23 protein-coding genes are annotated in these 25554 nt (G+C 65.0%); 16 read left to right on the top strand and 7 right to left on the bottom strand.

Going from position 1 to position 25554, the window contains the following annotated elements:
* Positions 1-54 precede the first annotated feature (54 nt).
* From ACP15I_RS13985 to ACP15I_RS13965, 5 genes are all read left to right on the top strand, one after another.
* Positions 55-1062 carry an AAA family ATPase gene (locus tag ACP15I_RS13985; protein WP_424965145.1) on the top strand — a complete coding sequence of 336 codons (1008 nt, stop codon included), beginning with the start codon at positions 55-57 and terminating at the stop codon, positions 1060-1062.
* Entirely contained in the window at positions 1059-1961 is a 903-nt protein-coding gene (locus tag ACP15I_RS13980) for a DUF58 domain-containing protein (RefSeq protein ID WP_424975567.1), read from the top strand. The genes ACP15I_RS13985 and ACP15I_RS13980 overlap by 4 nt, the downstream gene beginning before the upstream one ends.
* Positions 1961-4735 (top strand): DUF4159 domain-containing protein, encoded by a 2775-nt coding sequence (locus ACP15I_RS13975; RefSeq protein ID WP_424975566.1) that lies wholly within the window; start codon positions 1961-1963, stop codon positions 4733-4735. The genes ACP15I_RS13980 and ACP15I_RS13975 overlap by 1 nt, the downstream gene beginning before the upstream one ends.
* The gene (locus ACP15I_RS13970) at positions 4732-6810 is read left to right on the top strand and encodes a hypothetical protein (RefSeq protein WP_424975565.1); all 2079 of its coding nucleotides are present in this window, start codon (positions 4732-4734) and stop codon (positions 6808-6810) included. The genes ACP15I_RS13975 and ACP15I_RS13970 overlap by 4 nt, the downstream gene beginning before the upstream one ends.
* A 98-nt stretch (positions 6811-6908) precedes the next feature.
* Positions 6909-8534 carry a GmrSD restriction endonuclease domain-containing protein gene (locus ACP15I_RS13965; protein ID WP_424975564.1) on the top strand — a complete coding sequence of 542 codons (1626 nt, stop codon included), beginning with the start codon at positions 6909-6911 and terminating at the stop codon, positions 8532-8534.
* Here the strand turns inward: ACP15I_RS13965 and ACP15I_RS13960 are convergent.
* The 3 genes from ACP15I_RS13960 to ACP15I_RS13950 all read right to left on the bottom strand — a co-directional run bounded on the left by ACP15I_RS13960 (position 8522) and on the right by ACP15I_RS13950 (position 10102).
* A complete protein-coding gene (locus tag ACP15I_RS13960) occupies positions 8522-8683 on the bottom strand; it encodes a hypothetical protein (RefSeq protein WP_424975563.1) in 162 nt (53 codons plus the stop codon). The genes ACP15I_RS13965 and ACP15I_RS13960 overlap by 13 nt on opposite strands.
* Positions 8683-9612 (bottom strand): IS1595 family transposase, encoded by a 930-nt coding sequence (locus ACP15I_RS13955; protein WP_424975562.1) that lies wholly within the window; start codon positions 9610-9612, stop codon positions 8683-8685. Before ACP15I_RS13955 ends, ACP15I_RS13960 begins: the two co-directional genes overlap by 1 nt.
* A 115-nt stretch (positions 9613-9727) precedes the next feature.
* Entirely contained in the window at positions 9728-10102 is a 375-nt protein-coding gene (locus tag ACP15I_RS13950; RefSeq protein ID WP_424975561.1) for a hypothetical protein, read from the bottom strand.
* A gap of 157 nt (positions 10103-10259) precedes the next feature.
* Between ACP15I_RS13950 and ACP15I_RS13945 the strand changes: the two genes are divergently transcribed.
* The 10 genes from ACP15I_RS13945 (at position 10260) to ACP15I_RS13900 (ending at position 20857) form a co-directional block, all read left to right on the top strand.
* Entirely contained in the window at positions 10260-12419 is a 2160-nt protein-coding gene (locus tag ACP15I_RS13945) for an esterase-like activity of phytase family protein (RefSeq protein ID WP_424975560.1), read from the top strand.
* A 178-nt stretch (positions 12420-12597) separates the two neighbouring features.
* Positions 12598-13065 carry a DUF302 domain-containing protein gene (locus tag ACP15I_RS13940; protein ID WP_424975559.1) on the top strand — a complete coding sequence of 156 codons (468 nt, stop codon included), beginning with the start codon at positions 12598-12600 and terminating at the stop codon, positions 13063-13065.
* A gap of 184 nt (positions 13066-13249) precedes the next feature.
* Positions 13250-14698 (top strand): FAD-linked oxidase C-terminal domain-containing protein, encoded by a 1449-nt coding sequence (locus ACP15I_RS13935; RefSeq protein ID WP_424975558.1) that lies wholly within the window; start codon positions 13250-13252, stop codon positions 14696-14698.
* An 84-nt stretch (positions 14699-14782) separates the two neighbouring features.
* Positions 14783-15919 (top strand): FAD-binding protein, encoded by a 1137-nt coding sequence (locus ACP15I_RS13930; protein ID WP_424975557.1) that lies wholly within the window; start codon positions 14783-14785, stop codon positions 15917-15919.
* 21 nt (positions 15920-15940) lie between these two features.
* The gene (gene glcF, locus ACP15I_RS13925) at positions 15941-17245 is read left to right on the top strand and encodes a glycolate oxidase subunit GlcF (RefSeq protein ID WP_424975556.1); all 1305 of its coding nucleotides are present in this window, start codon (positions 15941-15943) and stop codon (positions 17243-17245) included.
* 62 nt (positions 17246-17307) lie between these two features.
* The gene (locus ACP15I_RS13920; protein ID WP_424975555.1) at positions 17308-18126 is read left to right on the top strand and encodes a trypsin-like serine peptidase; all 819 of its coding nucleotides are present in this window, start codon (positions 17308-17310) and stop codon (positions 18124-18126) included.
* A gap of 137 nt (positions 18127-18263) precedes the next feature.
* The gene (locus tag ACP15I_RS13915; protein ID WP_424975554.1) at positions 18264-18728 is read left to right on the top strand and encodes an Hsp20 family protein; all 465 of its coding nucleotides are present in this window, start codon (positions 18264-18266) and stop codon (positions 18726-18728) included.
* A 109-nt stretch (positions 18729-18837) separates the two neighbouring features.
* Positions 18838-19566, top strand: coding sequence for a glucose 1-dehydrogenase (locus ACP15I_RS13910; RefSeq protein ID WP_424975553.1), 729 nt, complete (start codon positions 18838-18840; stop codon positions 19564-19566).
* Complete coding sequence (locus tag ACP15I_RS13905; RefSeq protein ID WP_424965132.1) at positions 19563-19874, top strand: hypothetical protein; 312 nt, start codon at positions 19563-19565, stop codon at positions 19872-19874. The genes ACP15I_RS13910 and ACP15I_RS13905 overlap by 4 nt, the downstream gene beginning before the upstream one ends.
* The gene (locus ACP15I_RS13900; RefSeq protein WP_424975552.1) at positions 19871-20857 is read left to right on the top strand and encodes a P1 family peptidase; all 987 of its coding nucleotides are present in this window, start codon (positions 19871-19873) and stop codon (positions 20855-20857) included. Before ACP15I_RS13905 ends, ACP15I_RS13900 begins: the two co-directional genes overlap by 4 nt.
* On the opposite strand, the gene ACP15I_RS13895 is transcribed toward ACP15I_RS13900, so the two are convergent.
* Positions 20854-21627: an alpha/beta hydrolase gene (locus ACP15I_RS13895; RefSeq protein ID WP_424975551.1), complete on the bottom strand. Its 774-nt coding sequence runs from the start codon at positions 21625-21627 to the stop codon at positions 20854-20856. The two genes, ACP15I_RS13900 and ACP15I_RS13895, sit on opposite strands and share 4 nt — an antisense overlap.
* 81 nt (positions 21628-21708) lie before the next feature.
* Here ACP15I_RS13895 and ACP15I_RS13890 point away from each other — a divergent pair, with 81 nt between their 5' ends.
* Positions 21709-23187, top strand: a complete 1479-nt coding sequence (locus tag ACP15I_RS13890) for an NAD-dependent succinate-semialdehyde dehydrogenase (RefSeq protein WP_424975550.1) — start codon at positions 21709-21711, stop codon at positions 23185-23187.
* A gap of 101 nt (positions 23188-23288) precedes the next feature.
* On the opposite strand, the gene lpdA is transcribed toward ACP15I_RS13890, so the two are convergent.
* The 3 genes from lpdA to ACP15I_RS13875 form a co-directional block, all read right to left on the bottom strand.
* A complete protein-coding gene (gene lpdA, locus ACP15I_RS13885; protein WP_424975549.1) occupies positions 23289-24680 on the bottom strand; it encodes a dihydrolipoyl dehydrogenase in 1392 nt (463 codons plus the stop codon).
* A gap of 90 nt (positions 24681-24770) precedes the next feature.
* Positions 24771-25160 (bottom strand): MAPEG family protein, encoded by a 390-nt coding sequence (locus tag ACP15I_RS13880; protein WP_424975548.1) that lies wholly within the window; start codon positions 25158-25160, stop codon positions 24771-24773.
* Positions 25157-25501: a hypothetical protein gene (locus tag ACP15I_RS13875; protein WP_424975547.1), complete on the bottom strand. Its 345-nt coding sequence runs from the start codon at positions 25499-25501 to the stop codon at positions 25157-25159. Before ACP15I_RS13875 ends, ACP15I_RS13880 begins: the two co-directional genes overlap by 4 nt.
* Positions 25502-25554 lie beyond the last annotated feature (53 nt).

Raw genomic sequence — 25554 nt, 5'->3', positions numbered from 1 at the left:
ACGGGCCATACTTCCCTTTAATGAGACTATATAAGGCAACGGCAAGGAGCGGACATGTCTGACGCAGACACCCTGGTGAAAGATATCGAGACGCTGGGTGAAAAACTCGCCGAGGCCAAGGCCAGCATCGCGACCCAGATCATCGGACAACCCACGGTTGTGGATTTGTCCCTCAATGCAATGTTGTCGGGTGGACATGCTCTGTTGATGGGCCTGCCGGGGCTGGGCAAGACCCTGCTGGTGGACACGCTGAGCACGGTGATGGGGCTGAGCGCCAACCGGGTGCAGTTCACGCCCGACCTGATGCCTGCGGATATCCTCGGCTCCGAAGTGCTGGAGACGGCGGCCGATGGCGCGCGCTCCTTCCGGTTTCTTGAGGGGCCGATCTTTTGCCAGTTGCTGATGGCTGACGAGATCAACCGCGCCTCGCCGCGGACCCAGTCCGCGCTGTTGCAGGCGATGCAGGAGAAGCATGTGAGCATCGCGGGCGAGGAACGCCCGCTGCCCGCGCCGTTCCATGTGCTCGCCACCCAGAACCCGATCGAGCAGGAGGGGACCTACCCCCTGCCCGAGGCGCAGCTCGACCGGTTCCTCTTGCGGATCGATGTTGATTACCCGGATCGCGAGACGGAAAAGGGGATCCTGATGGCGACCACCGGTTCCGAGAGCGCCAAGGCCCATCCGGTCTTCACCGGGCCTGAGCTGATCCATGCCCAGGACGTCGTCCGGCGCATGCCCGTGGGCGATGCGGTGGTCGAGATGATCCTCGATCTGGTGCGGGCCTGCCGCCCGAATGAACCCGAGGCCCATGACGCCGTGTCACGCTCGGTCTCCTGGGGGCCGGGCCCCCGGGCCGCGCAATCGCTCATGCTCTGCGTTCGGGCGCGCGCCCTGCTGGATGGCCGGCTTGCGCCTTCTGCCGAGGATGTGGCGGCTCTGGCGCGTCCGATCCTGTCCCACCGCATGGCGCTCAGCTTTGCGGCACGGGCCGAGGGCGTGGTGCTCGAAGAGGTGATCGACAGCGTCACCCACGGGGTCACCCGGATTGAGCAGGCCGCGTGAGCCGATCCGGATTTTCCGAGGCGCTCCACACTCCTGACAGCCTGCGCCACCGTTCCGAGACCGTCTCGGGCAGCCTGCCACCGCTCATGGTGGCGGCAGAGCATCTGGCGGCCACGATCATGCTCGGCAATCACGGGCGCAAGCGGGCGGGCATGGGCGATGAGTTCTGGCAGTACCGCCCTGCCGAGGCCGGAGACGGCGTGCGCGCCATCGACTGGCGCCGCTCGGCCCGGGCCGACAGCCCCTTCGTGCGCGAAAAGGAATGGCAGGCGGCGCAGAGTCTGATGCTCTGGGTCGATGATGCGCAATCCATGGGCTTTACCGGCGGGCGCAACCGCCCCTCGAAACTGCGCCGGGCCCAGACCATCGGCATGGCGCTGGCGATCCTCGCGGTGCGCGCGGGTGAACGCGTGGGTCTGATGACCCTGCCGGAGCCGCCCAAGGCCGGGAACACCCAGCTGATCCGGCTGGCGGCCGCGCTGATGGACCCCAAGGACCCGGAAGATTACGGCGTGCCGGTGCCCCGCGTGATGCCCTCGGGCGCGCGGGCGGTGTTCCTGTCGGATTTTCTGGGTGAGACCGCGCCGATCGAAAAGGCTCTGACCACGGCTGCCGACCGGGGCGTCAAGGGCGCGCTGGTGATGGTTCTCGACCCGGATGAAGAGGCGTTTCCCTATGACGGGCGCACCGTCTTCGAGAGCATGTCGGGCGCGATCCGGTTTGAGACGCTGAAGGCCAAAGGCCTGCGCGAGGCCTATCTGGAACGGCTGGCCGAGCGCAAGGACTGGCTGCAGATGCTGGCCCGCCGCACGGGCTGGCGGCTCGACATTCACCATACGGACCACCCGCCCGAGGACCCGCTTCTCTGGCTCTATCACGCGTTGGAGCAGGTGCGCTGATGTTTTCCCTCGGACCCATCGCCTTTGCCTCTCCCGGGCTGTTGCTGCTGCTGCTGGCGCTGCCGATCCTGTGGTTGATCCTGCGGGCGGTGCCCCCGGCTCCGATCACGCGGCGGTTTCCGGGCGTCGCGCTGCTGCTGGGGCTGAACGACCCCGAGAGCGAGACCGACAAGACGCCCTGGTGGCTGCTCTTGCTGCGGGCGCTGGCGGTGGCGGCGATGATCCTCGGCTTTGCCGGGCCGATCCTGAACCCGGATGAGCGCACACCGGGCAACGGCCCGCTGCTCATCGCGGCGGATGCTAGCTGGGCCTCTGCTCGGGACTGGTCCGCACGGCAGGACCGGCTCGAGGCGCTTTTGTCCGAGGCGGCCCGCGACGGACGCCCGGTGGCACTGGTGACACTGACCGACCTTCCGCCTGCGGAGATCGCCTTTGGTGCCCCCGAAGCCGAACGCGCGCGCCTGCCAGGCGTGCAGCCGCAACCCTGGCCGGTCCACGGCGCAGAGGTTCTGGATTGGCTTGCGGCGGTCGAGGGGGCGTTTGACACCTTCTGGATGTCCGACGGGCTCGACTGGGAGGGGCGTGCAGATGTGCTCGCCGCTTTGGAGGCGCGCGGTACCGTCCGGGTGTTCGAAAGCCCGCGTGCCGTGTTCGGCCTGACCCCGGCACAGATCAGCGATGGCGATGTCACGGCGCAGGTTCTGCGCAGCCCGGCTGCGGGCGAGCGTGCGCTGACGGTGATCGCCCGTGGCCCCGGGCCCAACGGGATCACGCGGGAATTGGGCCGTTCCGAGATCACCTTCGAGGCCGGTGCCACATCCGCCGAGGCCGCGTTCGACCTGCCGCCGGAGCTGCGCAACCGCATCACCCGCTTCGAGATCCCCGGCCAGACCACGGCGGGCGCGGTCAGCCTTGCCGATGACGCCCTGCGCCGCCGTGAGATCGCCCTCTTCGCCGGGCGGGATGACCGCGAGGGGCTGGAGCTGCTTACGCCGCTGCACTACCTGCGCCGGGCGCTCACGCCCACAGCAGATATCCTTGAGGTGCCGCTGGTCGACGCGCTGCCCGCCAATCCGGATGTGATCATTCTGGCCGATGTGGCCCAGCTTGCGCCGAGCGAGGCCGAGGGCCTTGAGGCATGGGTTGAAAACGGCGGGCTGCTGCTGCGCTTTGCCGGGCCGCGACTGGCCGCGTCGGATGTCTCGCGCACCTCCGAGGATCCGCTGATGCCCGTGCGCCTGCGCGCGGGCGGACGCTCGGTCGGCGGCGCCATGAGTTGGGGCGAGCCGAAGTCTCTGCGCCCCTTTGCGGAAACCTCGCCCTTCTTTGGTCTGCCTCTGCCCGAGGATGTCACCGTCACCGCACAGGTCATGGCCCAGCCGGACCCCAGCCTGCCGGACCGGGTGATCGCGGCCCTGACCGATGGCACGCCGCTGGTCACGCGCAAGGCTTTGGGACAGGGCCAGGTGGTGCTGATCCATGTGACCGCGAATGCAGAATGGTCGAGCCTGCCGCTCTCGGGGCTCTTCGTGCAGATGCTGGAGCGTCTGGCCGTGTCATCGCGCCCCGCAGCGCTGACCGCCGAGGCGCTGGCAGGCACCACATGGGTCGCCGAGCAGGTGCTCGGGCCTTATGGCACGCTGGAGGATGCCGGGCAGCTTGCGGGCATTCCGGGCGAAGACCTCGCCGAAGCCCCGCTCAGCGCGGATGTGCCCCCGGGGCTTTATGCGGGCGGCGACCGCCGTCTGGCGCGCAATGTTCTGGGTCCGGAGGCCGCGCTGGCCCCGGCGGTCTGGCCCGCCTCGATCACGGTCGAGGGCATGGAGGCGCAGCAGGATCAGCCGCTGGCCGGGTGGCTTCTGACGGCGGCGCTCATGCTGCTGGCGCTGGATATTCTGGCCGCACTCTGGCTCTCGGGCCGTTTGCGCCAGAGCCACCGCGCGGCCCCAGCGGCGCTGGTCCTTGCGGCGCTGCTGGCCATGACCCCGGTGCCGGGGCAGGCTCAGGGCGTCCCGGATGACGTGCTGGCCCTTGAGGCCACGAGTGCGGTGGTCCTCGCCCATGTGCGGACAGGCGATGCCCAACTCGACACCACGGCGCTGGCCGGGTTGCGCGGCCTGTCGCGCGTTCTGACCCAGCGCACCTCGATCGAACCCGCCGAGCCGATCACCGTGGATCTCGAGACCGACGAGCTCGCCTTCTTCCCGTTCCTCTATTGGCCTGTCACCGACCGTCAGCCGCTGCCCTCGGCCGAGGCTTATGCCAAGCTGAACCGGTATCTGCGCGGTGGCGGCATGATCCTGTTCGACACGCGCGATGCGGATGTCTCGCGCTTTGGGAATGACAGCCAAGGGATGCGTACCCTGCGCGCGCTGGCGGCCCCTCTGGATGTGCCCCCCCTGGAGCCACTGCCGGCGGATCATGTGCTGACGCGGACCTTCTACCTGCTGCAGGATTTCCCAGGGCGCCATCAGGGGCGGACCCTTTGGGTCGAGGCGGCCCCGCCGGATGCCGAGCAGGTCGAGGGGATGCCCTTCCGCAACCTCAATGACGGCGTGACCCCGGTGGTGATCGGCGGCAATGACTGGGCTGCGGCCTGGGCCACGGATGAAAACGGGCGCGCCATGGTGCCCATCGGGCGCGGCTTCTCGGGGCGTCAGCAGCGCGAGCTGGCCTATCGGTTTGGCGTGAACCTGATCATGCATGTGCTGACCGGGAACTATAAATCCGATCAGGTCCATGTGCCTGCTCTGCTCGAAAGGCTCGGCCAATGACCACGGGGACTGTGATCTTCGACCCTTATCTGCCTTGGGTCGCGCTGGCGGTGCTGACAGTGCTCATGGCGGGGCTGCTCCTCTTTGCCGGGTCGCGTGGCCTCTTGGGCGCGTGGATCCGGGGGCTGGCGGCGGCCGCCCTGTTGGTGGCGCTCGCCAACCCGTCGCTGCAGGAGGAGGATCGCAGCCCGCTGACGGATATCGTGCTGGTGGTGGTGGATGACACGGCCAGCCAGCGGATCTCGGACCGCGCGGAGCAGACCGAGGCGGCGCTGGCCGAGCTCTCGGCGGAAATCGAGGCGCGCTCCAACACCGAGTTGCGCGTGGTGCGCGTGGGCGACGGGCCGGGGAATGCGGGCACGCTGCTGACCGGTGCGTTGACCGAGGCGCTGACGGAAATCCCTCAGGCGCGGCTGGCGGGGACGATCCTTCTCAGCGACGGTCAGGTCCATGATCTGGGCCCGATGCCGACCCTGCCGGCGCCGCTGCACCTGCTGCTGACCGGGCGGGAGGGCGATTGGGATCGCCGCCTCGTGGTCAAGACTGCGCCCGCCTTCGGAATCCTGGGCGAAGAGGTGGAGCTGACGCTCAGCATCGAGGATCAGGGCGATGTCCCGCAAGCCGCCCGGGGGCAAGTCTCGTTGCAGATTGCCATCGATGGCGGCGAGGGCTTTGCCGTGGACGTGCCGGTGGGGCGCGACATTACCGTGCCGCTGATGCTGGAGCATGGCGGGATGAATGTCGTGCAGCTCTCGGTGCCCGAGGCGGAGGGCGAGCTGACCGATCGCAATAACGCGGCCGTGGTGCAGATCAACGGCGTGCGTGACCGGCTGCGGGTGCTGCTGGTCTCGGGCGAGCCCCATGCGGGGGAGCGGACATGGCGCAACCTTCTGAAGTCGGATTCGGCGGTGGATCTGGTGCATTTCACGATCCTGCGCCCGCCTGAGAAGCAGGATGGCGTGCCGGTCTCGGAACTGTCGCTGATTGCCTTTCCGACCCGCGAGCTATTCCTCGAGAAGATCGATGATTTCGACCTGATCATCTTCGACCGGTATCGGCGGCGCGGAATCCTGCCGCAGATCTATCTCGCCAATATCGCGCAATATGTGGAATCCGGCGGGGCGGTTCTGGTGGCGGCGGGGCCTGATTTTGCTTCCGCCAATTCAATCTACCGCTCGCCGCTGGCCGATATCCTGCCCGGAGAGCCCACGGCGCAGGTCATCGAAGAGGGCTTCACCCCCGCGATCAGCGATGTGGGCGACCGGCATCCGGTGACGGCGGGGCTCGCGCCCGCCGATCTGGCAGAGGGGGAGACCCCCTGGGGCCGCTGGTTCCGCCTGATCGAGGTGGAGCCCATGGCGGGCGATGTGGTGATGACAGGTCCCGGGGACCGGCCACTACTGTTGCTGGACCGGGTGGGCGAAGGGCGCGTGGCGCTGCTGGCCTCGGATCACGCCTGGCTCTGGTCGCGCGGCTATGAGGGGGGTGGGCCGCAGCTCGAATTGCTGCGCCGTCTGGCCCATTGGATGATGAAAGAGCCCGAGCTTGAGGAGGACGCGCTGACCGCGACCGCCGAGGGGCAGACCATGACGATCACCCGCCGTGCGCTTACCGATGGGGAGCGCGAGGTGACGATTGTCGGCCCCGATGGGGTGGAAACCGTGGTGCCCCTGACCGAGATCGCCCCGGGCCGCTGGAGCGCGGAATTCACCGGTGCGGAGCCGGGGCTCTATCGGCTTGCGGAGGGCGATCTGGAGGCCGTGGTGGCGCTCGGGCCCGCCGCGCCGCGCGAGTTCGAAGAGACCCTTGCCAGCGGCGACAAGCTCGCCCTGGCGGTGAATGCCACGCGGGGCGGGGTGCTGACGTTGGAGGATGGCGTGCCGCGCCTGCGAGATGTGGGCGAGGGACGCAACGCGGCCGGGCGCGGCTGGATCGGCCTGACCCCGCGCGAGGCGGCCCTGACCACGGATCTGCGGATCAGCCCGCTGATCGCGGCCTGGCTGTTCCTCGCGCTGGTGGCGCTTCTGACCATTGCGGCCTGGCTGCGCGAAGGTCGGCGCAGCACGCCGGGCTGAGCGCTGCTGCCTGCGGCGGTCATGGCTGGCAGATCGCGCGCCGTGAGTATTTTTGGGCGTTATTATACTTGCCGTACCCATCCTGAATTTGGTGTGATATGAGTATTCAGAATCACGCCCGATTTAGCTTGGAGGCTCCATTGGCAGGTCAAAAGGTAAACCTAGATGCGCTGGTGCCTCGGGAGGACTTCGAGTCCGATACTGGCAGTTCTGGCGGCAGTGACAGAGACAGAATAAGCCTATCAGACTTGGAGGCGTCTGCTTTTTTTGCTGGAACACTGCGCAAGCCAGACTTCCAAAGGGAGACAACTCACTGGGGGCCAGACGCGGTTGTAGACTTGATCAAAGCGTTCTTAGAGGGTCATTTAATCCCTGCTGTCATCTTGTGGCAGAGCGGGGACCATGTGTTTGTGATTGATGGCGCTCATAGGTTGAGCGCTTTGATCTCTTGGATAAGGGACGACTACGGAGATGGCACCGCATCAATTTCGAAATATGGCTCCGGCTTAACCGAAGAGCAGAGAAAAATCGCGGATCGAGTACGTAAGAAGGTCCGAAAGGACATCGGCCCCTATGCCGAATTCAAAGGGCTAATAGGGCAGGAGGTTTCTGACGCAAAGAAAGCACGATGGTTGCGCCGTATGGGGTCTGGTGCAGTTGAGGTGCAGTGGGTTACTGCGGCTGACTCAAAGGCCGCTGAAGCATCGTTTTTCAAAATCAATCAAGCCGCACAGCCGATTGACCCCACCGAGCGCAGAATTTTGCAAACCAGAAAGGCACCGGACGCGATATCCGCCCGATGCATTGCCCGAGGTGCAAAGGGGCACAAATATTGGGCCGGTTTTGCACCAGAAGTCCAGCGCGAAATAGAGCAACTCGGAGAAGAGTTGTTTAAGGTACTTTATGAGCCGCCGCACAATGCGCCGATTACGACTTCCGATGTGCCGATTGCAGGCAAGGGTTATAACGCGCTTCCTTTTGTGTTTGAGCTAGTAAATGTTTCCAACGGAATTCCGCTACCGACGAGCGCTTCCGCAAAGAAAATTCCAGATGCATTGCCCGAAGACGTCGATGGGCAAAAAACCGTTGAATTCTTGAAGCGAGTGCAGTCCAAACTGCGGTTGGTAAGTACCAATCATAGCGGGTCGCTCGGCCTGCACCCCTTGGTGTATTGCTATTCAGCCACAGGCAACTTCCAGCCAAACGCTTTTTTGGCAACAGTAGAGTTCGCTGCAAAAATAGACGAGCGTGGTAAGAAAAACGACTTCACCAAAATTAGAAATCGGTTTGAGGCGTACCTAGCTCGAAATAGAACCTACGTTTCCTTAACCATGAGCCGATTGGGCGCGGGAGGTCGCAGCCTATCAAGGGTGGTTGACCTCTACTGGAGCATCGCCGAGGCGATGTGGGGCGAAAAAGATGATGACGACATTATAGGTTGGCTATCCCAACAGAAGGATTTTGCTCATCTCAAGCAACTAGAGGTCCCGCCGCCTGGGGCGGAACTTCCTCCCAGTAAGTCTAGCCCGTCATCATCCGCAAAATCGGCGGCATTTATTCGCTTAGTTATGGAATCCCCGCGGAGGTGTGCCATCTGCGATGCGGCGGTGCATTCTAACTCGGTAACTTTTGACCACATAACGCGAGCTCGAGAGGGCGGCGACTCTAGGACTGGAAATTTGCAGCCGACGCACCCATTCTGCAATTCTGGCTACAAATCTTGATCTCGGTTTGAGTTTTGCTTCGCGGCAACGACAGTCCGCTCCATCGCCTCATCGGCGATGGGGTTTAGTTCGCCAGCGTCCTCTAGCTCTTTGACCTTTGCTAGAAACCGCTTGTACTGCTCTGGATCGCTTTCGGGCTTCTTTGCCATTATGCACCAATTGTTTGATAGGTGAGCCGCTTGCCAACGATGCCAGTGAGCGCAATGTCAGCACGAACAGTATCGCTAATTTCCTTGGCTGCACGGTTGTTGTACCGGAAATCAAACTCCGCTGCATAACGGTGCAAATGCTGTTTCTGGCAGTGCTGATAGACGCCTTTCATGCCCCGCTTAAATACGCTGTAAAAGCCTTCAACGGTGTTGGTGTGAATTTCAGGATCATCCTGTCTGACGTATTCGCCAGCACTGTGACGCACGAATTCATGCTGTGCGGCAACGTCTTTCGCCATGTGCTTATACTGGCGGTATTCATCGGTGATCATGCGGGCTTCACGAGACATATTCTCAGCTACAGCTTTCGCCATGGTGTCAACGCGCAGATCGTCAATAACGACTGACTTTGCGGTTCTGGTATCGCGGTCAACCAAGGTCAAAACCTTCATCTTGTGAGCGCCGCCGCGAGCGGTCTTGGTTTTGGTCACGCCCGGTTCTTTGCCGATGAAAGTCTCGTCAATCTCGACAGAGCCGCCACCAACGCCAAACGCGCCGCCCTCGGTGCGCATAGCTTCACGGATACGGTGAGACATGAACCATGCGGTTTTCAGAGTAACGCCAAGGGTGCGGTGCAACTGGTTGCTGCTGATGCCTTTTTTGCTGGCGCACATCAGGTAGATCGCTTGAAGCCAAATGTGCATCGGAACGTGGCTGGACTCGAAGATGGTGCCAACCTTCACGGTGAACGGCTTGCGGCACTTGTAGCACTTGTACGCGCCGATCCGGGTGGATTTACCGCCCATCTTGGACACGCGATCACGCTCGCCACACTTCGGGCAGGTAGCGCCATGCGGCCAAACACGCGCTTCAACATAGTCGTAAGCGGCTTGCTCGTCGTGGAACTCTTTGCGGGACAGGATCGACATGACATACACTCTCTTCTCTTGCTACCAATATAGCAATTCAAGGTGGGTACGGCAAGTATAATAACGCCTATTTTTGGAACAATGAAACGGGCGTCGCGCGGATCCGCGCGGGGCCCTAGTTGGTGAGGCGCAGCCGGTAGGGCGTGCCGGTATAGCCGTCCACATTGCAGCGCGCGCGGATCACAAGTTCGGTCACGCCGGGCGGGACGATCACGCCGCTGAGGCTGCGGGTGAAGGGCTGTTCATTGACATGGGGGTGGTAGAGGACGCGGCTGCCGATCACCGTGCCGTCGGGGGTCTGGACCTCCCAGCCATCGGCATAGTGGTCCCAGCCTGTATCCGCATGGCTGAGGGTGACCGAGATCCGATAGCTGTCGCCGGAGCGCTGCGCCTCGGCCCGCTCGATCACCGAGGGGCTGGCAAGTGCTGCGCCGCTGGCAAGGCTCAGGCCAGTCGCGAGGAGGGCCGCGCGAAGGGGATGTCGTGTCATGGGGTGCTCCTTTGCCCGTCGCGCCAGTTTTGCACAAGGCGTGGTGCGGCGGCAGTCACTTCTGCGCCAGTGCGGCTTTTACAGAAGTGACATGGCTCTGACGCGGGGCTGTTACACAGCTGTTGCATGCCCGGGGGCGCAAACCTTGGGGAATGTCATGACAAAAACTGGTCTTCTGAGCAGCGCCGCCCTCGCCCTGGTCGCAGGTGCCGCCTCTGCCGATATGAATTTTAACCGCATCGCGTCCTTTCCGGTCACGGCGAATTTTGACGGCGACGCGCCGAAGGAAACCTCTGCCGAGATCATCGACGCCACCGCCGATGGCATGACGCTGGTCTATACGGACAGCCCCGCCGGGGTGATCGGCGCAATTGATATCACGGATCCTTCCAACCCCAGACCGCTGGGCACCATGGCGATGGACGGGGAGCCGACCGCCGTCTCGATCATCGGGAGCACGGCGTTCGTGGGGATCAACACCTCCGAGAGCTATACGGCGCCCTCGGGACTGGTGAAGGCCATCGATCTGACCACCATGACCGAGATTGCCCGCTGCGATCTGGGCGGGCAGCCCGACAGCACGGCCAAGGCGCCGGACGGGTCTTTCATCTCTGTCGCGATCGAGAATGAGCGCGACGAGGATCTGGGCGACGGGCGCGTGCCGCAGATGCCCGCGGGCGATCTGGTGATGATCGATGTGGTGGAGGGCAGCCTTGATTGCGACAGCCTGATCCGTGCGGACCTGACCGGGCTGGCGGAGATCGCCGGGGAGGATCCCGAGCCCGAGTTCGTCGACATCAACAGCCTAGGCGAGACGGTCGTGACCCTGCAGGAGAACAACCATATCGCCGTGGTGGCCCGCGATGGGTCCATCCTGTCGCATTTCTCGGCGGGGGGCGTGGATCTTGAGGGGATCGATGCCACGGATGAGCGCGGCGCGCTGATCTTCACCGAGCGTCAGCCTAGCCGTCTGCGCGAGCCGGACGGGATCCAGTGGATCGACGACACCCATTTCGCCATCGCCAATGAAGGCGACATGGATGGCGGCGCGCGCGGCATGACGATCTTTGCCAAGGACGGCACCGAGATCTTCGAGACCGGGGCGACCCTTGAGCATGCCATCGTGCAGATCGGCCATTACCCGGACAAGCGTTCGGACGCCAAGGGCGTGGAGCCCGAGGGGATGGAGTTCGGCAGCTTTGACGGCACGCCCTATGTGTTCGTCATGGCCGAGCGGGCCTCGGTCGTAGGCGTCTATGACGTGACGGATCCGACCGCGCCGGTGCTGGCGCAGTTGTTGCCGTCGGGCATCTCGCCCGAGGGCGCGGTGGCGATCCCGTCGCGCGGCTTGCTGGCCACGGCGAACGAGTATGACGGGCTCGAGGATGGGGCAGCCCGGGCCCATGTGATGCTGTACCAGTATTCCGAGGCACCCGCGTCCTATCCGCACCTGACCTCTGCCGGCGCGGATGAGCTGATCGGTTGGGGCGCGCTTTCGGGCATGGTCGCGGGTGAGGGCAGCACGATCTACGCGGTGAATGACAGCTTCTACAGCTATCAGCCGACCATTTACACGATCGATACCGCGACCACGCCGGCGCGGATCACCTCGGCCCTGCCCGTGACCCGCAAGGGCCGTCCGGCGCAGAAGCTGGACCTGGAGGGCATCACGCTGGATGGCGAAGGCGGGTTCTGGGTGGCCTCCGAAGGGCGCACGGACCGGGTCACGCCCCATGCGCTCTATCACATCGGCGCGGATGGCGAGATCGAGGCCGAGATCGGCCTGCCGCCCGAACTGATGGCGGTGGAGCGGCGCTTTGGCTTCGAAGGGATCACCAAGATCGGCGACACACTCTGGATGGCGGTGCAGCGCGAGTGGCGGGATGATCCCGAGCATCACGTGAAGCTCGTGTCTTACAATCTCGAAACCGGGGACTGGGGCGCGGTGCTCTATCCCAAGGCGGCACCGGCGCAGGGTTGGGTCGGTCTGTCGGAGATCACCGCCCATGGCGATCACGTCTACATCGTCGAGCGCGACAACCAGCATGGGCGCGCGGCCGTCACCAAGAAGGTCTACCGGGTGCCTGTGGCCGAGATGGTGCCCGGCAAGCTCGGCGGGGATGACATCCCCACCGTATCCAAGGAGCTGGTCCGCGACCTGCTTCCGGACCTGACCGCGACGGGGGGCTATGTGCTCGACAAGGTCGAGGGGCTGGCCATCACGCAGGCGGGCGAGATTTTCATCTCCACCGACAATGACGGTGTGGATGACCATTCCGGCGAGACCTTGTTCCTCTCGATCGGAATGGCGCATTAACCCACAAGACATTTTCAGGACCGGGGCGCGTGGCGACACGTGCCCCTTTTTCACGGGAAAGACGCCGCATCGGCAAGGGCTCGCCCACGCTGGATCACGTTCCGGTGGGGTCCGTTGTGGCCGTTGGGCCCGAGCCGATAGCGTCGGTTCAGAGACAGTCCTGAAGGAGACCTGACCCATGACCATTCGCGCCCTCGTGATCCTCTGCCTTGCCTGGTTCGGCGGGCCCGCTCTGGCCGATGACATCGCGCCCGTCACCGTTCCGAGCGCCCATTCCTCCGCCGAGACCATCGCCAAGCTCGAAGCCGAAATGGCGAGGCGGAACCTGACCCTGCTGGCCAAGATCGACCATCAGGCGGCCGCAGCAGGCGTTGATCTGCAGATGCCTGCGGCGACGGTTCTCTATTTCGGGGTGCCCAAGGCGGGCACGCCGATGTTCCTGAAGGCGCCGACACTGGCCATCGATCTGCCCCTGCGCGCTCTTGTCTATGAAACCGGCGAAGGGGAGGTCTTTGTGGCCTATAACTCCGGTGAATGGCTGGCCGAGACGGTGATGGCGCGCCATGGGCTGGAGATGCCCGCGAAAGCCCAGGCCGGGATGAGCGCCATGCTCAGCGGTCTGGTCGAGGCGGCCACAGCCGAGTAAGCCCTTGAATTGATTGTCCCGCGGCGCGCGTGCCGCGGGGATCACGAGAGCCGAGCCGCGCGGGGTCCCCTCCGCGCGGTTTGCGTTTTGGGGCATCAGATGAGAAACACCTTGCCGGATCACGTAAATTGGTTATAAATTATTACCAATTGGGTGCGAGCCCCGTCGATCAGGAGGAAATCCGATGGAGATGCCAACGCCGGATGCGGCTGTGCTGGCCAAGAAGAGCCGGATCGTCGCGCTCTTGCAGGAGGTTCTGCCGACCGACGCCGTCATCCACGAGCCCCATGAGACGCGCGCCTATGAATGCGACGCGCTCACCGCCTATAAATGCCCGCCCCTCGCGGCCGTTCTGCCTGCCACGACCGAAGAGGTCGCGGCCGTGCTCAAGATCTGCCAAGCGGAGGGCGTGCCCGTGGTGCCACGCGGCTCGGGCACCTCGCTGGCGGGCGGGGCACTGCCCACGGCAGATAGCGTGATCCTCGGGGTGGCCAAGCTGAACCAGGTTCTCGAGACCGATTACGAGAACCGGATCATCCGCGTGCAATCCGGGCGCACCAATCTGAGCGTGACCGGGGCCGTCGAGGAAGAGGATTTCTTCTATGCGCCGGACCCGTCCTCGCAGCTGGCCTGTGCGATTGCGGGCAATATCGCCATGAATTCCGGCGGGGCCCATTGCCTGAAATACGGGGTGACGACGAACAACCTGCTGGGTGTGACCATGGTCCTGATGGATGGCACCGTGGTCGAGATCGGCGGCGCGCATCTGGATGCAGGCGGGCTCGACCTGCTTGGGGTGATCTGCGGCTCCGAGGGGCAATTGGGGGTTGTCACCGAGGCGACCCTGCGGATCCTGCGCAAGCCCGAGGGCGCGCGCCCGGCGCTGATTGCCTTTGACGATAACGAGGTGGCCGGGGCCTGTGTCGCCGACATCATCAAGGCGGGCGTCTTGCCCGTGGCGATCGAGTTCATGGACAAGCTCTGCATCGAGACGTCGGAAAACTTCGCCAAGGCGGGCTATCCCGATTGCGAAGCGCTGTTGATCGTCGAGGTCGAGGGCTCGCAGGCGGAGATCGATGAGCAGTTGGGCGTCATCCTGCAGATCGCGCGCAAGCATAACCCGGTGGAGTTGCGCCAGAGCCAGTCGCCTGAAGAGAGCGCCAAGATCTGGCTGGGGCGGAAATCGGCCTTTGGCGCGATCGGGCAGCTCAACGACTACATGTGTCTCGACGGGACCATCCCGGTCTCGGAGTTGCCTTATGTGCTGCGCCGGATCGGCGAGATGTCCGAGGAGTTCGGGCTGAAGGTCGGCAATGTGTTTCATGCGGGGGATGGGAACATGCATCCGCTGATCCTCTTTGATGCGAACAAGGAGGGGGATCTGGAGCTCTGCGAGGCGTTTGGGGCCGAGATCCTGAAGCTCTGCGTCGAGGTGGGCGGCTGTCTGACCGGGGAGCACGGGGTCGGGATTGAGAAGCGCGATCTGATGAACACCCAGTTTACCGGGTCGGATATGGAGATGCAGCTGCGGGTCAAGGACGTGTTCGACCCGGCCTGGTTGCTGAACCCATCCAAGGTGTTTCCGCTGGACGTGACCGAGGCGCGGCGCGTGAAGCCGGACGCCGCAGCCTGAGATCCGCAGGGGGAAGGGGCGCTGCCCCTCGGCGCATGCGCGCCTCACCCCGGAGTATTTCAAGAACAATGAGGGGGCGGGCCCATGCTGGCACCGACGAGCGAGACCGAATTGGCCGGAATGATTGCGGCTGCAGAGGCACCCTTGCGCGTGCGCGGGGGCGGGACACGGCCCATCGGGAAACCCGTGGCGGGGGAGGTTCTGTCCACTGCCGCGCTGTCGGGGATCGGGCTTTATGAGCCGGGCGCGCTGACGGTCGTGGCGCAGGCGGGCACGCCGGTGGCCGAGATCGAGGCGGCTCTGGCGGCAGAGCGTCAGCGCCTGCCCTTTGAGCCCATGGATCACCGGGGGCTCTTTGGACAAGAGGGCGCGCCGACGATTGGTGGCGTGGTTGCCGGAAATATCTCCGGCCCACGCCGGATCCAGGCCGGGGCCTGCCGCGACAGTCTGATCGGGGTGCGCTTTGTCTCGGGCGAGGGCGAGGTCATCAAGAATGGTGGGCGCGTCATGAAGAATGTCACGGGCTATGATCTCGTGAAGCTCATGGCGGGCAGCTATGGCACGCTCGGGGTGTTGACCGAGGTGAGTTTCAAGGTGCTGCCCCAGCCCGAGACCGAGGCGACGCTGGTGGTGCATGGCTTGTCCGACGCGGCCGCAGTTGCGGCCTTGTCGGCGGCGCTGGGCGCGCCTTACGAGGTGACCGGCGCGGCGCATCTGCCTGCTGGAGCGTCGGGGCCGGAAACCTGCGTGCGGATCGAGGGGTTCGAGGCTTCGGTGCGCTATCGCAGCGACAAGCTGCGCGCGCTGTTGGGGAGTCATGGCGAGGTTACTCTGTCAGGCGATGGACCGGCGCTCTGGCAGGGTGTGCGGGACGTCGCCCCGCTCAGCGGGTCCGAGGGCGATATCTGGCGGATTTCGGTCAAGCCTTCGGACGGGCCGGCGCTGGGTACGCTGATCTCGGGTCTTGGCGGGTCGGTTTACTACGATTGGGGCGGGGGGCTGATCTGGGCGCGGGTGCCGGACGGGCTCGACCTGCGCGCCAAGCTTGCGGCTCGGGCGGAGCCGTTCCACGGTCATGCGACCCTGATCCGGGCCCGGGAGGAGACCCGGGCGGCACGGCCCGTGTTCCAGCCCGAACCGGCCCCGCTTGCGGCGATCCAGACCCGCCTGCGGGCGCAGTTCGACCCCAAGGGCATCCTCAACCCCGGCCTGATGGCCTGACCGCAGAGCAGGGAAAACACCATGCAAACCAATTTCACCCCCGAGCAGCTCGAGGATCCGGCCACGGCCCATTCCAACGGCATCCTGCGCAATTGTGTCCATTGCGGGTTCTGTACGGCGACCTGCCCGACCTATCAGGTGCTGGGCGATGAGCTCGACAGCCCGCGCGGGCGGATCTATCTGATCAAGGACATGCTCGAGACCGGGCGCCCGGCGGATGAGAAGACCGTCAAGCATGTGGATCGCTGTCTGAGCTGTCTGGCCTGCATGACCACTTGCCCTTCGGGGGTGAATTACATGCATCTGGTGGATCATGCGCGCGAGTATATCGAAGAGACCTACAAGCGGCCCCTGACCGAGCGCGTCCTGCGCTGGACTCTGGCGCGGATCCTGCCCTATCCGATGCGGTTCCGGGTGGCGATGCTGGGCGCGAAGATCGCCAAACCCTTCAAGCGGTTTGTCCCCGATGCCCGGTTGCGCGCCATGCTGGAGATGGCGCCCAAGACCATCCCGCCGGTCAGCCGCAATGACGACCCGCAGGTCTTTCCGGCCATTGGGCCGCGCAAGAAGCGCGTCGCGCTCATGACGGGCTGTGCCCAGAAGGCGCTGAACACCGATATCAATGATGCGACCATCCGGGTGCTGCGGCGGCTGGGGTGCGAGGTGGTGATCGCCGAGGGGCAGGGCTGCTGCGGGGCGCTGACGCATCATATGGGCAAGACCGCCGAGAGCCATGCCACGGCGGCCCATAACATCCGGGCCTGGCACCGCGAGATGCAGGGCGAGGGGCTCGATGCGATTGTCATCAACACTTCGGGCTGTGGCACCACGGTCAAGGATTACGGGCATATGTTCCGCAATGAACCGCTGGCCGCCGAAGCCGAGGCCGTGGCCGGGATCGCCAAGGACATCTCCGAAGTTCTGATCAGTCTCGAGGTGCCCGAGCATGAGAAATTCAGCCAGGGGCTGACGGTGGCGTATCACGCGGCCTGTTCGCTGCAGCATGGCCAGCAGATCAAGACCTATCCCAAGGACCTGCTGCGCCGGGTCGGGTTCAAGGTGGTCGAGCCGGAGAACAGCCATCTCTGTTGTGGCTCGGCGGGGACCTATAACCTGATGCAGCCCGAGATCTCGGGCCAGCTCAAGGCGCGCAAGGTCGAGACGCTCGAGGCCAAGGCGCCGGATCTGATCGCCGCAGGCAATATCGGCTGCATGATGCAGATCGGCTCTGGCACGCAGGTCCCGATCGTGCATACGGTCGAGCTGATCGATTGGGCGACCGGGGGGCCCAAGCCGCGGGCCCTGACCGCGGCGGAGGCTGCCTGAATTCCGCCCTAAACCGGCGTTAGGGTGGGTCCACCCTGTGTCGGTCGAGGACGGAGTTTGGTGTGGCATTACTTCTGAAGGCCTGTGGTCTGGCCCTGTTGGTGGCTCTGGGCGGGACCGCCCGGGCCGACGAACCGCTTGAGGCGCTGGAAACGGCGGATGCCGTGCGCGCCTATCAGGCAGTCGGGCGGCTCGATATCGGCGGGACGGGGTTTTGCACCGGCACGCTGGTGAGCATGGATCTCGTGCTGACGGCGGCCCATTGCCTCTATGACAAGCAGAGCGGCGAGCGGGTGCGGGCTCAGGACATTACCTTCAAGCCCGGGCTGCGCAACGGGCGGGCGGCGGCCTATCGCAGCATCCGCCGCGCGGCGGTGCATCCTGATTACATCTTCGGTGAACCCGACACCTTGCACCGTGTGGCCACGGATCTGGCCATCCTCGAGCTGGCCCAGCCGATCCGGCAGTCCAACATCACGCCGCTGGTGGTGGACCAGACCCCGCGCTGGCTTAACGAGGTGGCGCTGGTCTCCTATGCCCGCGACCGGGAGGAGGTGCCCTCGCTGCAGTCGTCCTGCCGTGTGCTGGAGCGCGAGGACACGGTGCAGGTCCTGTCCTGCGATGTGGATTTCGGCTCCTCCGGAGCGCCGGTGCTGGCCTGGCTCAACGGGGTGCCGCGGGTGGTGTCGGTGATCTCGGCCAAATCGCTCTACAAGCAGGAGCGCGTGGCCCTGGCGGTCAAGGTCGAGACGGCGGTCGAGGATCTGCGCGGGCATCTGGCCGAGACCGACGGGGTCTTCAAGCGCGAGGCCCCCAAGGTCCGCACCCTGACCCGGGACCGCGCCATGCAGGGGGCTGGGGCGAAATTTCTGCGCCCTTGAGGCGCAGCACCCCTCTTGAAAGCCCAAATCCACATCCCCAGATCAATGTCATCGGACGCCAATCGGGTCCGGTGTTTCAACCAGGGTCGCCCCGGATGGGGGGCCTGAACCACGCACATCGCTCCAGGAGGATGACCATGCGATCTATTGATATGTCCCCGCTCTACCGCGCCACCGTCGGCTTTGACCACTTCGCCGATCTCGTGGACCGGGTCATGCGGACCGATGCCGGCAACCAGCCGAGCTACCCCCCGTTCAACATCGAAAAGACCGACGCGGATGCGTATCGCATCTCGATCGCGGCCGCTGGCTTTGGCGAAGATGATCTGAGCATCGAGGTGCGCGAGAACGCTCTCGTCGTGACCGCCAAGAAGCCCGAGGATGAGGCTGAGCGCAGCTATCTCCACCGTGGCATCGCCACCCGCGCCTTCGAGCGCCGCTTCCATCTGGCCGACCATGTCCGTGTGACCGGGGCGAGCCTCGTGAACGGCATGCTCGACATCGATCTCAAGCGCGAGGTGCCCGAAGCCCTCAAACCGCGCCGGATCGCCATCGGCTCCGGCCGCACGGCGCAGGCCGTGGAAGGCACCGTCGCCGCCTGACGGCTGACCAGACGACACCGAACGGGCGTGCATTTGCGCGCCCGTTTTGCGTTTCGGCTTGCGCGGTCGCGGGTTCCTGAGCACCTTGGTCCCAAGGGGAGGGACCAGTATGCGTTTGGCCGAAAAAACCGCAATCGTCACCGGCGGAGGCTCCGGCTTCGGGGCCGGGATCGTCCGGAAGTTCGCGGCCGAGGGGGCTGCGGTGATCGTGGCGGATATCAATCTGCAGGCGGCGCGCGACGTGGCTGCGGAATTCGGGGGTATCGCCGCCGAGGTGGACGTAGCCGATGGGGCCAGTGTCGCCGCACTGGCCGCAGCCCATCCCGCGCCGGATATCTTCGTGAACAATGCGGGCATCACCCATCTGCCGAAACCCATGGAAGAGGTGACCGAAGCCGAGTTCGACCGGGTGCTCGCGGTGAACGCGAAATCCGTCTACCTGACCGCGCGGCATTTCGTGCCCGGCATGAAGGCGCGGGGGGCGGGCGCGATCCTCAACATCGCCTCAACCGCCGGTGTCAGCCCGCGTCCGAACCTGAACTGGTACAACGCCTCCAAGGGCTGGATGATCACGGCGACCAAGGCCATGGCGGTCGAGCTGGCCCCCCATGGCATCCGGGTCAACGCGCTCAACCCCGTGGCCGGGGAGACGCCGCTGCTGGCCTCTTTCATGGGCGAGGACACGCCTGAGATGCGGGCAAAGTTCCTGTCGACCATCCCGCTGGGCCGCTTCTCGCAGCCCGAGGATCTGGGCAATGCGGCGGCCTTCCTCTGCTCGGATGAGGCCAGCATGATCACCGGGGTCGCCATGGAAGTCGATGGCGGGCGCTGCATATGAGCGCGCCGCAGGACCTGCCCGCGGATATCGCGGTGTTTGCCGGTACGTTCGAAAGCCAGCCGCTGGTCTTTGCGCATCTGCTCGACGAGGCGCCCAATCTCGATTTCGACCAGATCGAGGTGCTGCAGGATCGCGGGATCCGCAAGCGGCTCGAAGGGTTCTTTCCGCCCGAGACGGTGACGCGACTGCTGGTGGCGCTGGATGAAGACGACACGCTGGTGCTCTTGATGCCCGATGCGGGCGTCTTTCCGGGCAGCGCGCGCCTCACCCCGCTGGGCTTTGCCCAAGGCACCCTGAGGCGGGCATGAGTGCGGGGGCCCTGCGCCCGGGCGCGCGCAACCTGATCACGGATGTTCCGGGGCTTCTGGTGGGCAATGCCGAGGATGACGGGCTGAAATCCGGTGTCACGGTAGTGACAGCCGCCGCGCCGTTCGTCGCCGGGCTGCATGTCATGGGCGGCGCGCCCGGCACGCGCGAGACAGACCTGCTCGCCCCCGACAAGACGGTGGAGCAGGTGGATGCGCTGGTCCTGTCCGGCGGATCGGCCCTCGGGCTCGATGCGGCCTCGGGCGTGGCGGATGCCCTGCGCGCCAAGGGGCGGGGGTTCGATGTCGGGGGACAGCGCGTGCCGATCGTGCCCGCCGCGATCCTGTTCGATCTGCTCAATGGCGGCGACAAGGACTGGATGATGAACCCCTATAACTGGCTCGGGCGCGAGGCGCTGGAGGCCGCCGCGCCGGAGTTTGCCCTCGGCAGCGTCGGGGCCGGGACCGGGGCTCTGACGGCGACGCTCAAGGGCGGGCTCGGGTCGGCCTCGCTGGTGCTGCCCGATGGAGCGACGGTCGGGGCGCTGGTGGCGGTGAATGCGCTGGGCTCGGCGACGATCCCCGGCAGCCGTCACTTCTGGGCGGCACCTTTCGAGATTGGGGATGAATTCGGCGGGCTTGGGGCGGGCGCTGCGGATCCGACCGCCCTGCCGCCGGTCAAGGGCGTGGCGCGGACCGCGACGACCATCGCCATCGTGGCCACGGATGCCGCGCTGTCCCAGGCTCAGGCGACGCGCATGGCGGTGGCGGCCCATGACGGGATGGCCCGTGCGCTCGTGCCCTCGCACACGCCCATGGACGGGGATCTGGTCTTTGCGGCCTCGCTGGGCACGCGGGTGTCCGACCCGCTGCTTTTGGGGCACGCAGCCTCGCTTTGTCTGGCGCGCGCCATTGCCCGGGGCGTTCATGCGGCGCGACCAGCGCCCGAGGATGTGCTGCCCTGCTGGGTCGAGCAGAGCGACTAGGCCAATAGCGCGGCCACGAGGGGGCTGTCCGGCACGCGCAGATCATCGATCACGTCGAAATGGTGCCGACCCGTGGCCACGTGATGGTGCGCGCCCCAGGCCTCGGCCAGCCAGCGTGCCTGATCGAGAAACACCGGACGCTCCTCGGCCCCGACCCAGACATCCACGGGGATGCCCGGCGCAGGCGCGAGGCGCGGGCTCTCGGCTGCGGCGCTCTCCGGTGTCAGCCGCAGAGTCTCGACCAGATCGATCTTCAGCAAAGGCCGCAGATCGCTCACCGGCGAGATCGGCAGGATCCGCGCGACCCGCGCCAGCACCTCGGGCGCAAGGCCCGCGGCAGGCATGCGCGCGACCAGATGCCCGCCCGCCGAATGCCCGGTGAGGCGGATCGGCCCCGGGATCTCCGCCGCCGCCGCTTCGATCGCGCGCCGCGTGCACTCGGTGATTTCGGGGATCGTCACCACGGGGCAGAGCGGATAGCTCGGCATGGCCACGGCCCAGCCCCGCGCAAGGGAACCGGCGGCGAAATGCGACCAGTCCGTCCGGTCAAACCGCCGCCAGTAGCCGCCATGGACGAACACGACGAGCCCCTCCGGCGCCCCCTCGGGCAGGAACAGGTCGAACGCCTCGCGCGGTTCATCGCCATAGGGGATGTCCAGCCGCGCCTGCGCCGTCTCCCGAAACGCCGCCGCCTCCGCCGGCCAGCGGGTCAGATATCCGGCGGCCTCGGGGATGAACCCGGCATTGTCATAAGCGGCGTTCCAATCCATCGGCTCTGCTCCTCGCTCTTGTCCTTACCGCGTCGCGCGGCTAGCTCTTGATCTGGCACAAGTGACGAGGGAGGGTCCAGAATGCTTGATACCGTGACCGATCTGCGCGGGCAGCTCAGCGATGCGACATTGCTGGAAACGCGCGCCTATATTGGCGGCGACTGGATCGAGGCCGACAATGGCGCAACATTCCCCGTGCGCAACCCGGCCCGGGGCGATCTGATCGCCGAGGTGGCCGATCTCGGCCGCGCCGAGACCGCCCGTGCCATCGCCGCCGCGGATGCGGTGCAAAGGGCTTGGGCCGCGCGCACGGCCAAGGACCGCGCCAACGTGCTGCGCCGTTGGTTCGACCTGATCACCGAGAATACCGAGGATCTGGCGCGGATCCTGACAGCCGAAATGGGCAAGCCCCTGGCCGAGGCCAAGGGCGAGATCGGCTATGGCGCCTCTTTCGTCGAGTGGTTCGCCGAAGAGGCCAAGCGGATCTATGGCGAGACCATCCCGGCCCATCTGCCCGATGCGCGGATCCAGGTGATCAAGCAGCCCGTAGGGGTGGTGGGGGCCATCACGCCCTGGAATTTCCCCGTGGCGATGATCACCCGCAAGGCCGCCCCCGCGCTGGCGGCGGGCTGTGCGTTCATCTCGAAGCCCGCAGAGGACACGCCGCTCTCGGCGCTGGCACTCGCGGTTCTGGCAGAGCGCGCGGGCATCCCGGCAGGGCTCTTTGCCGTGGTGCCGAGCAACGACTCCGCCGCCATCGGCAAGGAGTTCTGCGAGAACCATACGGTGCGCAAGCTGACCTTCACCGGCTCGACCCAGGTCGGGCGGATCCTGCTCGCGCAGGCGGCGGATCAGGTGAAGAAATGCTCCATGGAACTCGGGGGCAATGCGCCCTTCATCGTGTTTGATGATGCGGATCTGGATGCGGCGGTCGTGGGCGCCATGGCCTGCAAGTTCCGCAATGCCGGGCAAACCTGTGTCTGTGCGAACCGGATTTACGTGCAGGATGGCGTGTATGACGCTTTTGCCGAGAAGCTGGCCAAGGCGGTCGAGGCGCTGCAGGTTGGGGATGGCTTTGAGGAAGGGGTGACCATCGGGCCGCTCATCAACATGCCCGCTGTGGAAAAGGTGCAGGACCATCTGGACGATCTGCGTGCCAAGGGTGGTGACGTGATCACCGGAGGCGAGCCGCACCCGCTGGGCGGCACATTCTTCACGCCGACCGTGGTCACCGGGGTCACCCAGGAGATGAAGGTCGCGCAGGAAGAGACCTTTGGCCCGGTCGCCCCGCTTTTCCGGTTCGAGACCGATGCGGAGGCCATCGCCATGGCCAATGACACGATCTTCGGTCTCGCTGGCTATTTCTACGCCCGTGACATCGGCCGGATCACCCGGGTGTCCGAAGCGCTGGAATACGGCATTGTCGGCGTGAATACGGGCATCATCTCGACCGAGAGCGCGCCCTTTGGTGGGATCAAGCAATCCGGTCTGGGGCGCGAAGGCTCCCATCATGGGATCGAGGAGTATCTCGAAATGAAGTATATCTGCCTGTCGGTCTGAGCGGGTCTGACTTAAGTCCGGAAATATCCCCGCCGGAGGCCAGAAATCCAAAGCCCCGCGCCATGGCGCGGGGCTTTGTCTTTAGTCGTTTTTCGCATCGCTCAGGCGTGGATCGCCCCGTCGCCACAGGCAAGGGCGGCCTCGCGCATGGCCTCGGAATAGGTGGGATGCGCGTGGCAGGTCCGGGCCAGATCCTCGGCTGCGGCCCCAAATTCCATGGCCACGCAAACCTCGTGGATCAGATCGCCTGCCATGGGACCGATCACATGGGCCCCGAGGATCCGATCCGTCTTGGCATCCGCCAGCAGCTTGACAAAGCCCTCGGCGGCGAAATTCGCCTTCGCCCGCCCGTTCCCCATGAAGGAAAACTTGCCGACCTTGTACTCCACGCCTTCGGCTTTGAGCTGCTCTTCGGTCTTGCCGACGCTGCCGACCTCGGGATGGGTGTAGATCACGCCCGGGATGACATCATAGTTCACATGGGGGTGCTGACCGGCGATCATTTCGGCGACGGCCATGCCTTCATCCTCGGCCTTGTGCGCGAGCATCGGGCCATCGATCACATCGCCAATCGCATAGATGCCCGCCACGCTGGTGCGGTAGCTGCCATCGGTGGCGATCTGGCCGCGATCGGTCATCTGCACGCCGACCGCGTCGAGGCCCAGCCCCGCAGTGTAGGGCTTGCGACCCGTGGAGACGAGCACCACATCCGCTTCGAGGCTCTCCTCGCTGTCATCCTTGCGCAGCTTGTAGGTGACGGTCGCCTTGGTCTTGGTGGCCGTCACTTTCTGCACGGCAGCGCCCAAGATGAATTTCAGCCCCTGCTTGGTCAGGATCTTCTGGAACTGGCGCGCCACTTCCATGTCCTGACCCGGGGTGATGCCATCCATGAACTCGATGACCGACACTTCGGTGCCGAGGCGCGCATAGACGGATCCGAGCTCCAGCCCGATCACGCCGCCGCCGACCACGACCATCCGCTTGGGGATTTTGCCCAGTTCAAGCGCACCGGTGGAGGTCACGACGACCTTCTCGTCGATGGTCACCTCGGCGCCCGGGATCGAGGCCGCCTCGGAGCCCGAGGCGATGATGATGTGCTTGGCCTCATGGACCTCGTCGCCGACCTTGACCTTGCCAGCCTCGGGGATCGAGCCCCAGCCCTTGAGCCAGTCGATCTTGTTCTTCTTGAACAGGAATTCGACGCCCTTGGTGTTCTGGCCGATCACATCGTCCTTGTAGGTGAGCATCTGTTTCCAGTCGACCTTGGGCGCGACCTTTAGGCCCATCTTGGCAAAGTTATGCTCTGCCTCGTGCAGCTGGTGGGAGGCATGGAGCAGCGCCTTGGACGGGATGCAGCCCACATTCAGGCAGGTACCCCCCAGAGTTTCGCGCCCTTCGACGCAGGCGGTTTTCAGGCCGAGCTGCGCGCAACGGATGGCGCAGACATAGCCGCCGGGGCCTGAACCGATGATGATAACGTCATAGCTTGCCATGGAGAGGTCCTTTCATGGGGCGGGCGGGGTCGGGGGGGCGCTGCCCCCGTCGCGATGCGACTCCCCCGGAGTATTTCGGGAACAATGAAATCATAAGAGCGCCGCCAGAAGCATCGCGACAGTGGCGGCAAAGCCGACAAACCAGATCACCGAGCGCCACGGGGCAAGGCCCTGCGCATAGGCCGGGATATAGAGGATCCGTGCGATCAGGTAAGTATGGGCGCAGAGGGCGGTGAAGGGCGTGGATTGCTCGCCGAGCGTGACCACGACCACCGCGATGGTGAAGAGGACAAGCCCTTCGAAATGGTTGTTCATCGCGCGCTGAAATCGCCCCGCGATCCCGGTCAGATGGATCGGCTCGTCGCGGGGAGACATGGCCTTTTGGGGCCCAACCTGAAGGTTCGCTGTAACGGAGTACAGAACGAACTGAACAACTTGAAGCAAGCCCGCGAGGGCCAGGACGGTGAGTTCGGGGGTCATCGGACAGAAACCTTTCGTTGTTCACCCATCCAGATCACCAGACCACATGCGGCGACAAACGAGAAAATCGCATCGACCATGTTCAGTGCGTTTTTTGGGACGAAGCCACCGGACATAGCTCTGAACACATCCAAGATGCTCAGCGGTAGCGCGACATAGGCAACCCACTTTACTGGTCTTTTGAGCGCAACCAAGAAGCCCCAAAGAATGGCGACGTTTGCTGTTGAAATGGTGACTTGAGCCGCCGTCGCCTCACGAAAGGAGGCCGCGAAAACGCGGACAGCCAGCGCAAAAATCGCCAGAGCGATCATCCACCTCAATGCTGTCAGGGTCAGCGACATGCGAGCGTCCCAAAGGGTTCGAGGCTGCCCCGGCGAAACGCCGGGGCTTGGTT

Origin of the sequence: Dinoroseobacter sp. S124A, assembly GCF_049801015.1 — a bacterium.
In the GTDB taxonomy this organism is placed as follows: Bacteria; Pseudomonadota; Alphaproteobacteria; order Rhodobacterales; family Rhodobacteraceae; genus Dinoroseobacter.
The sequence above is the reverse complement of the archived record's forward strand: the minus strand, read 5'-3'. Positions and strand labels throughout refer to the sequence as shown.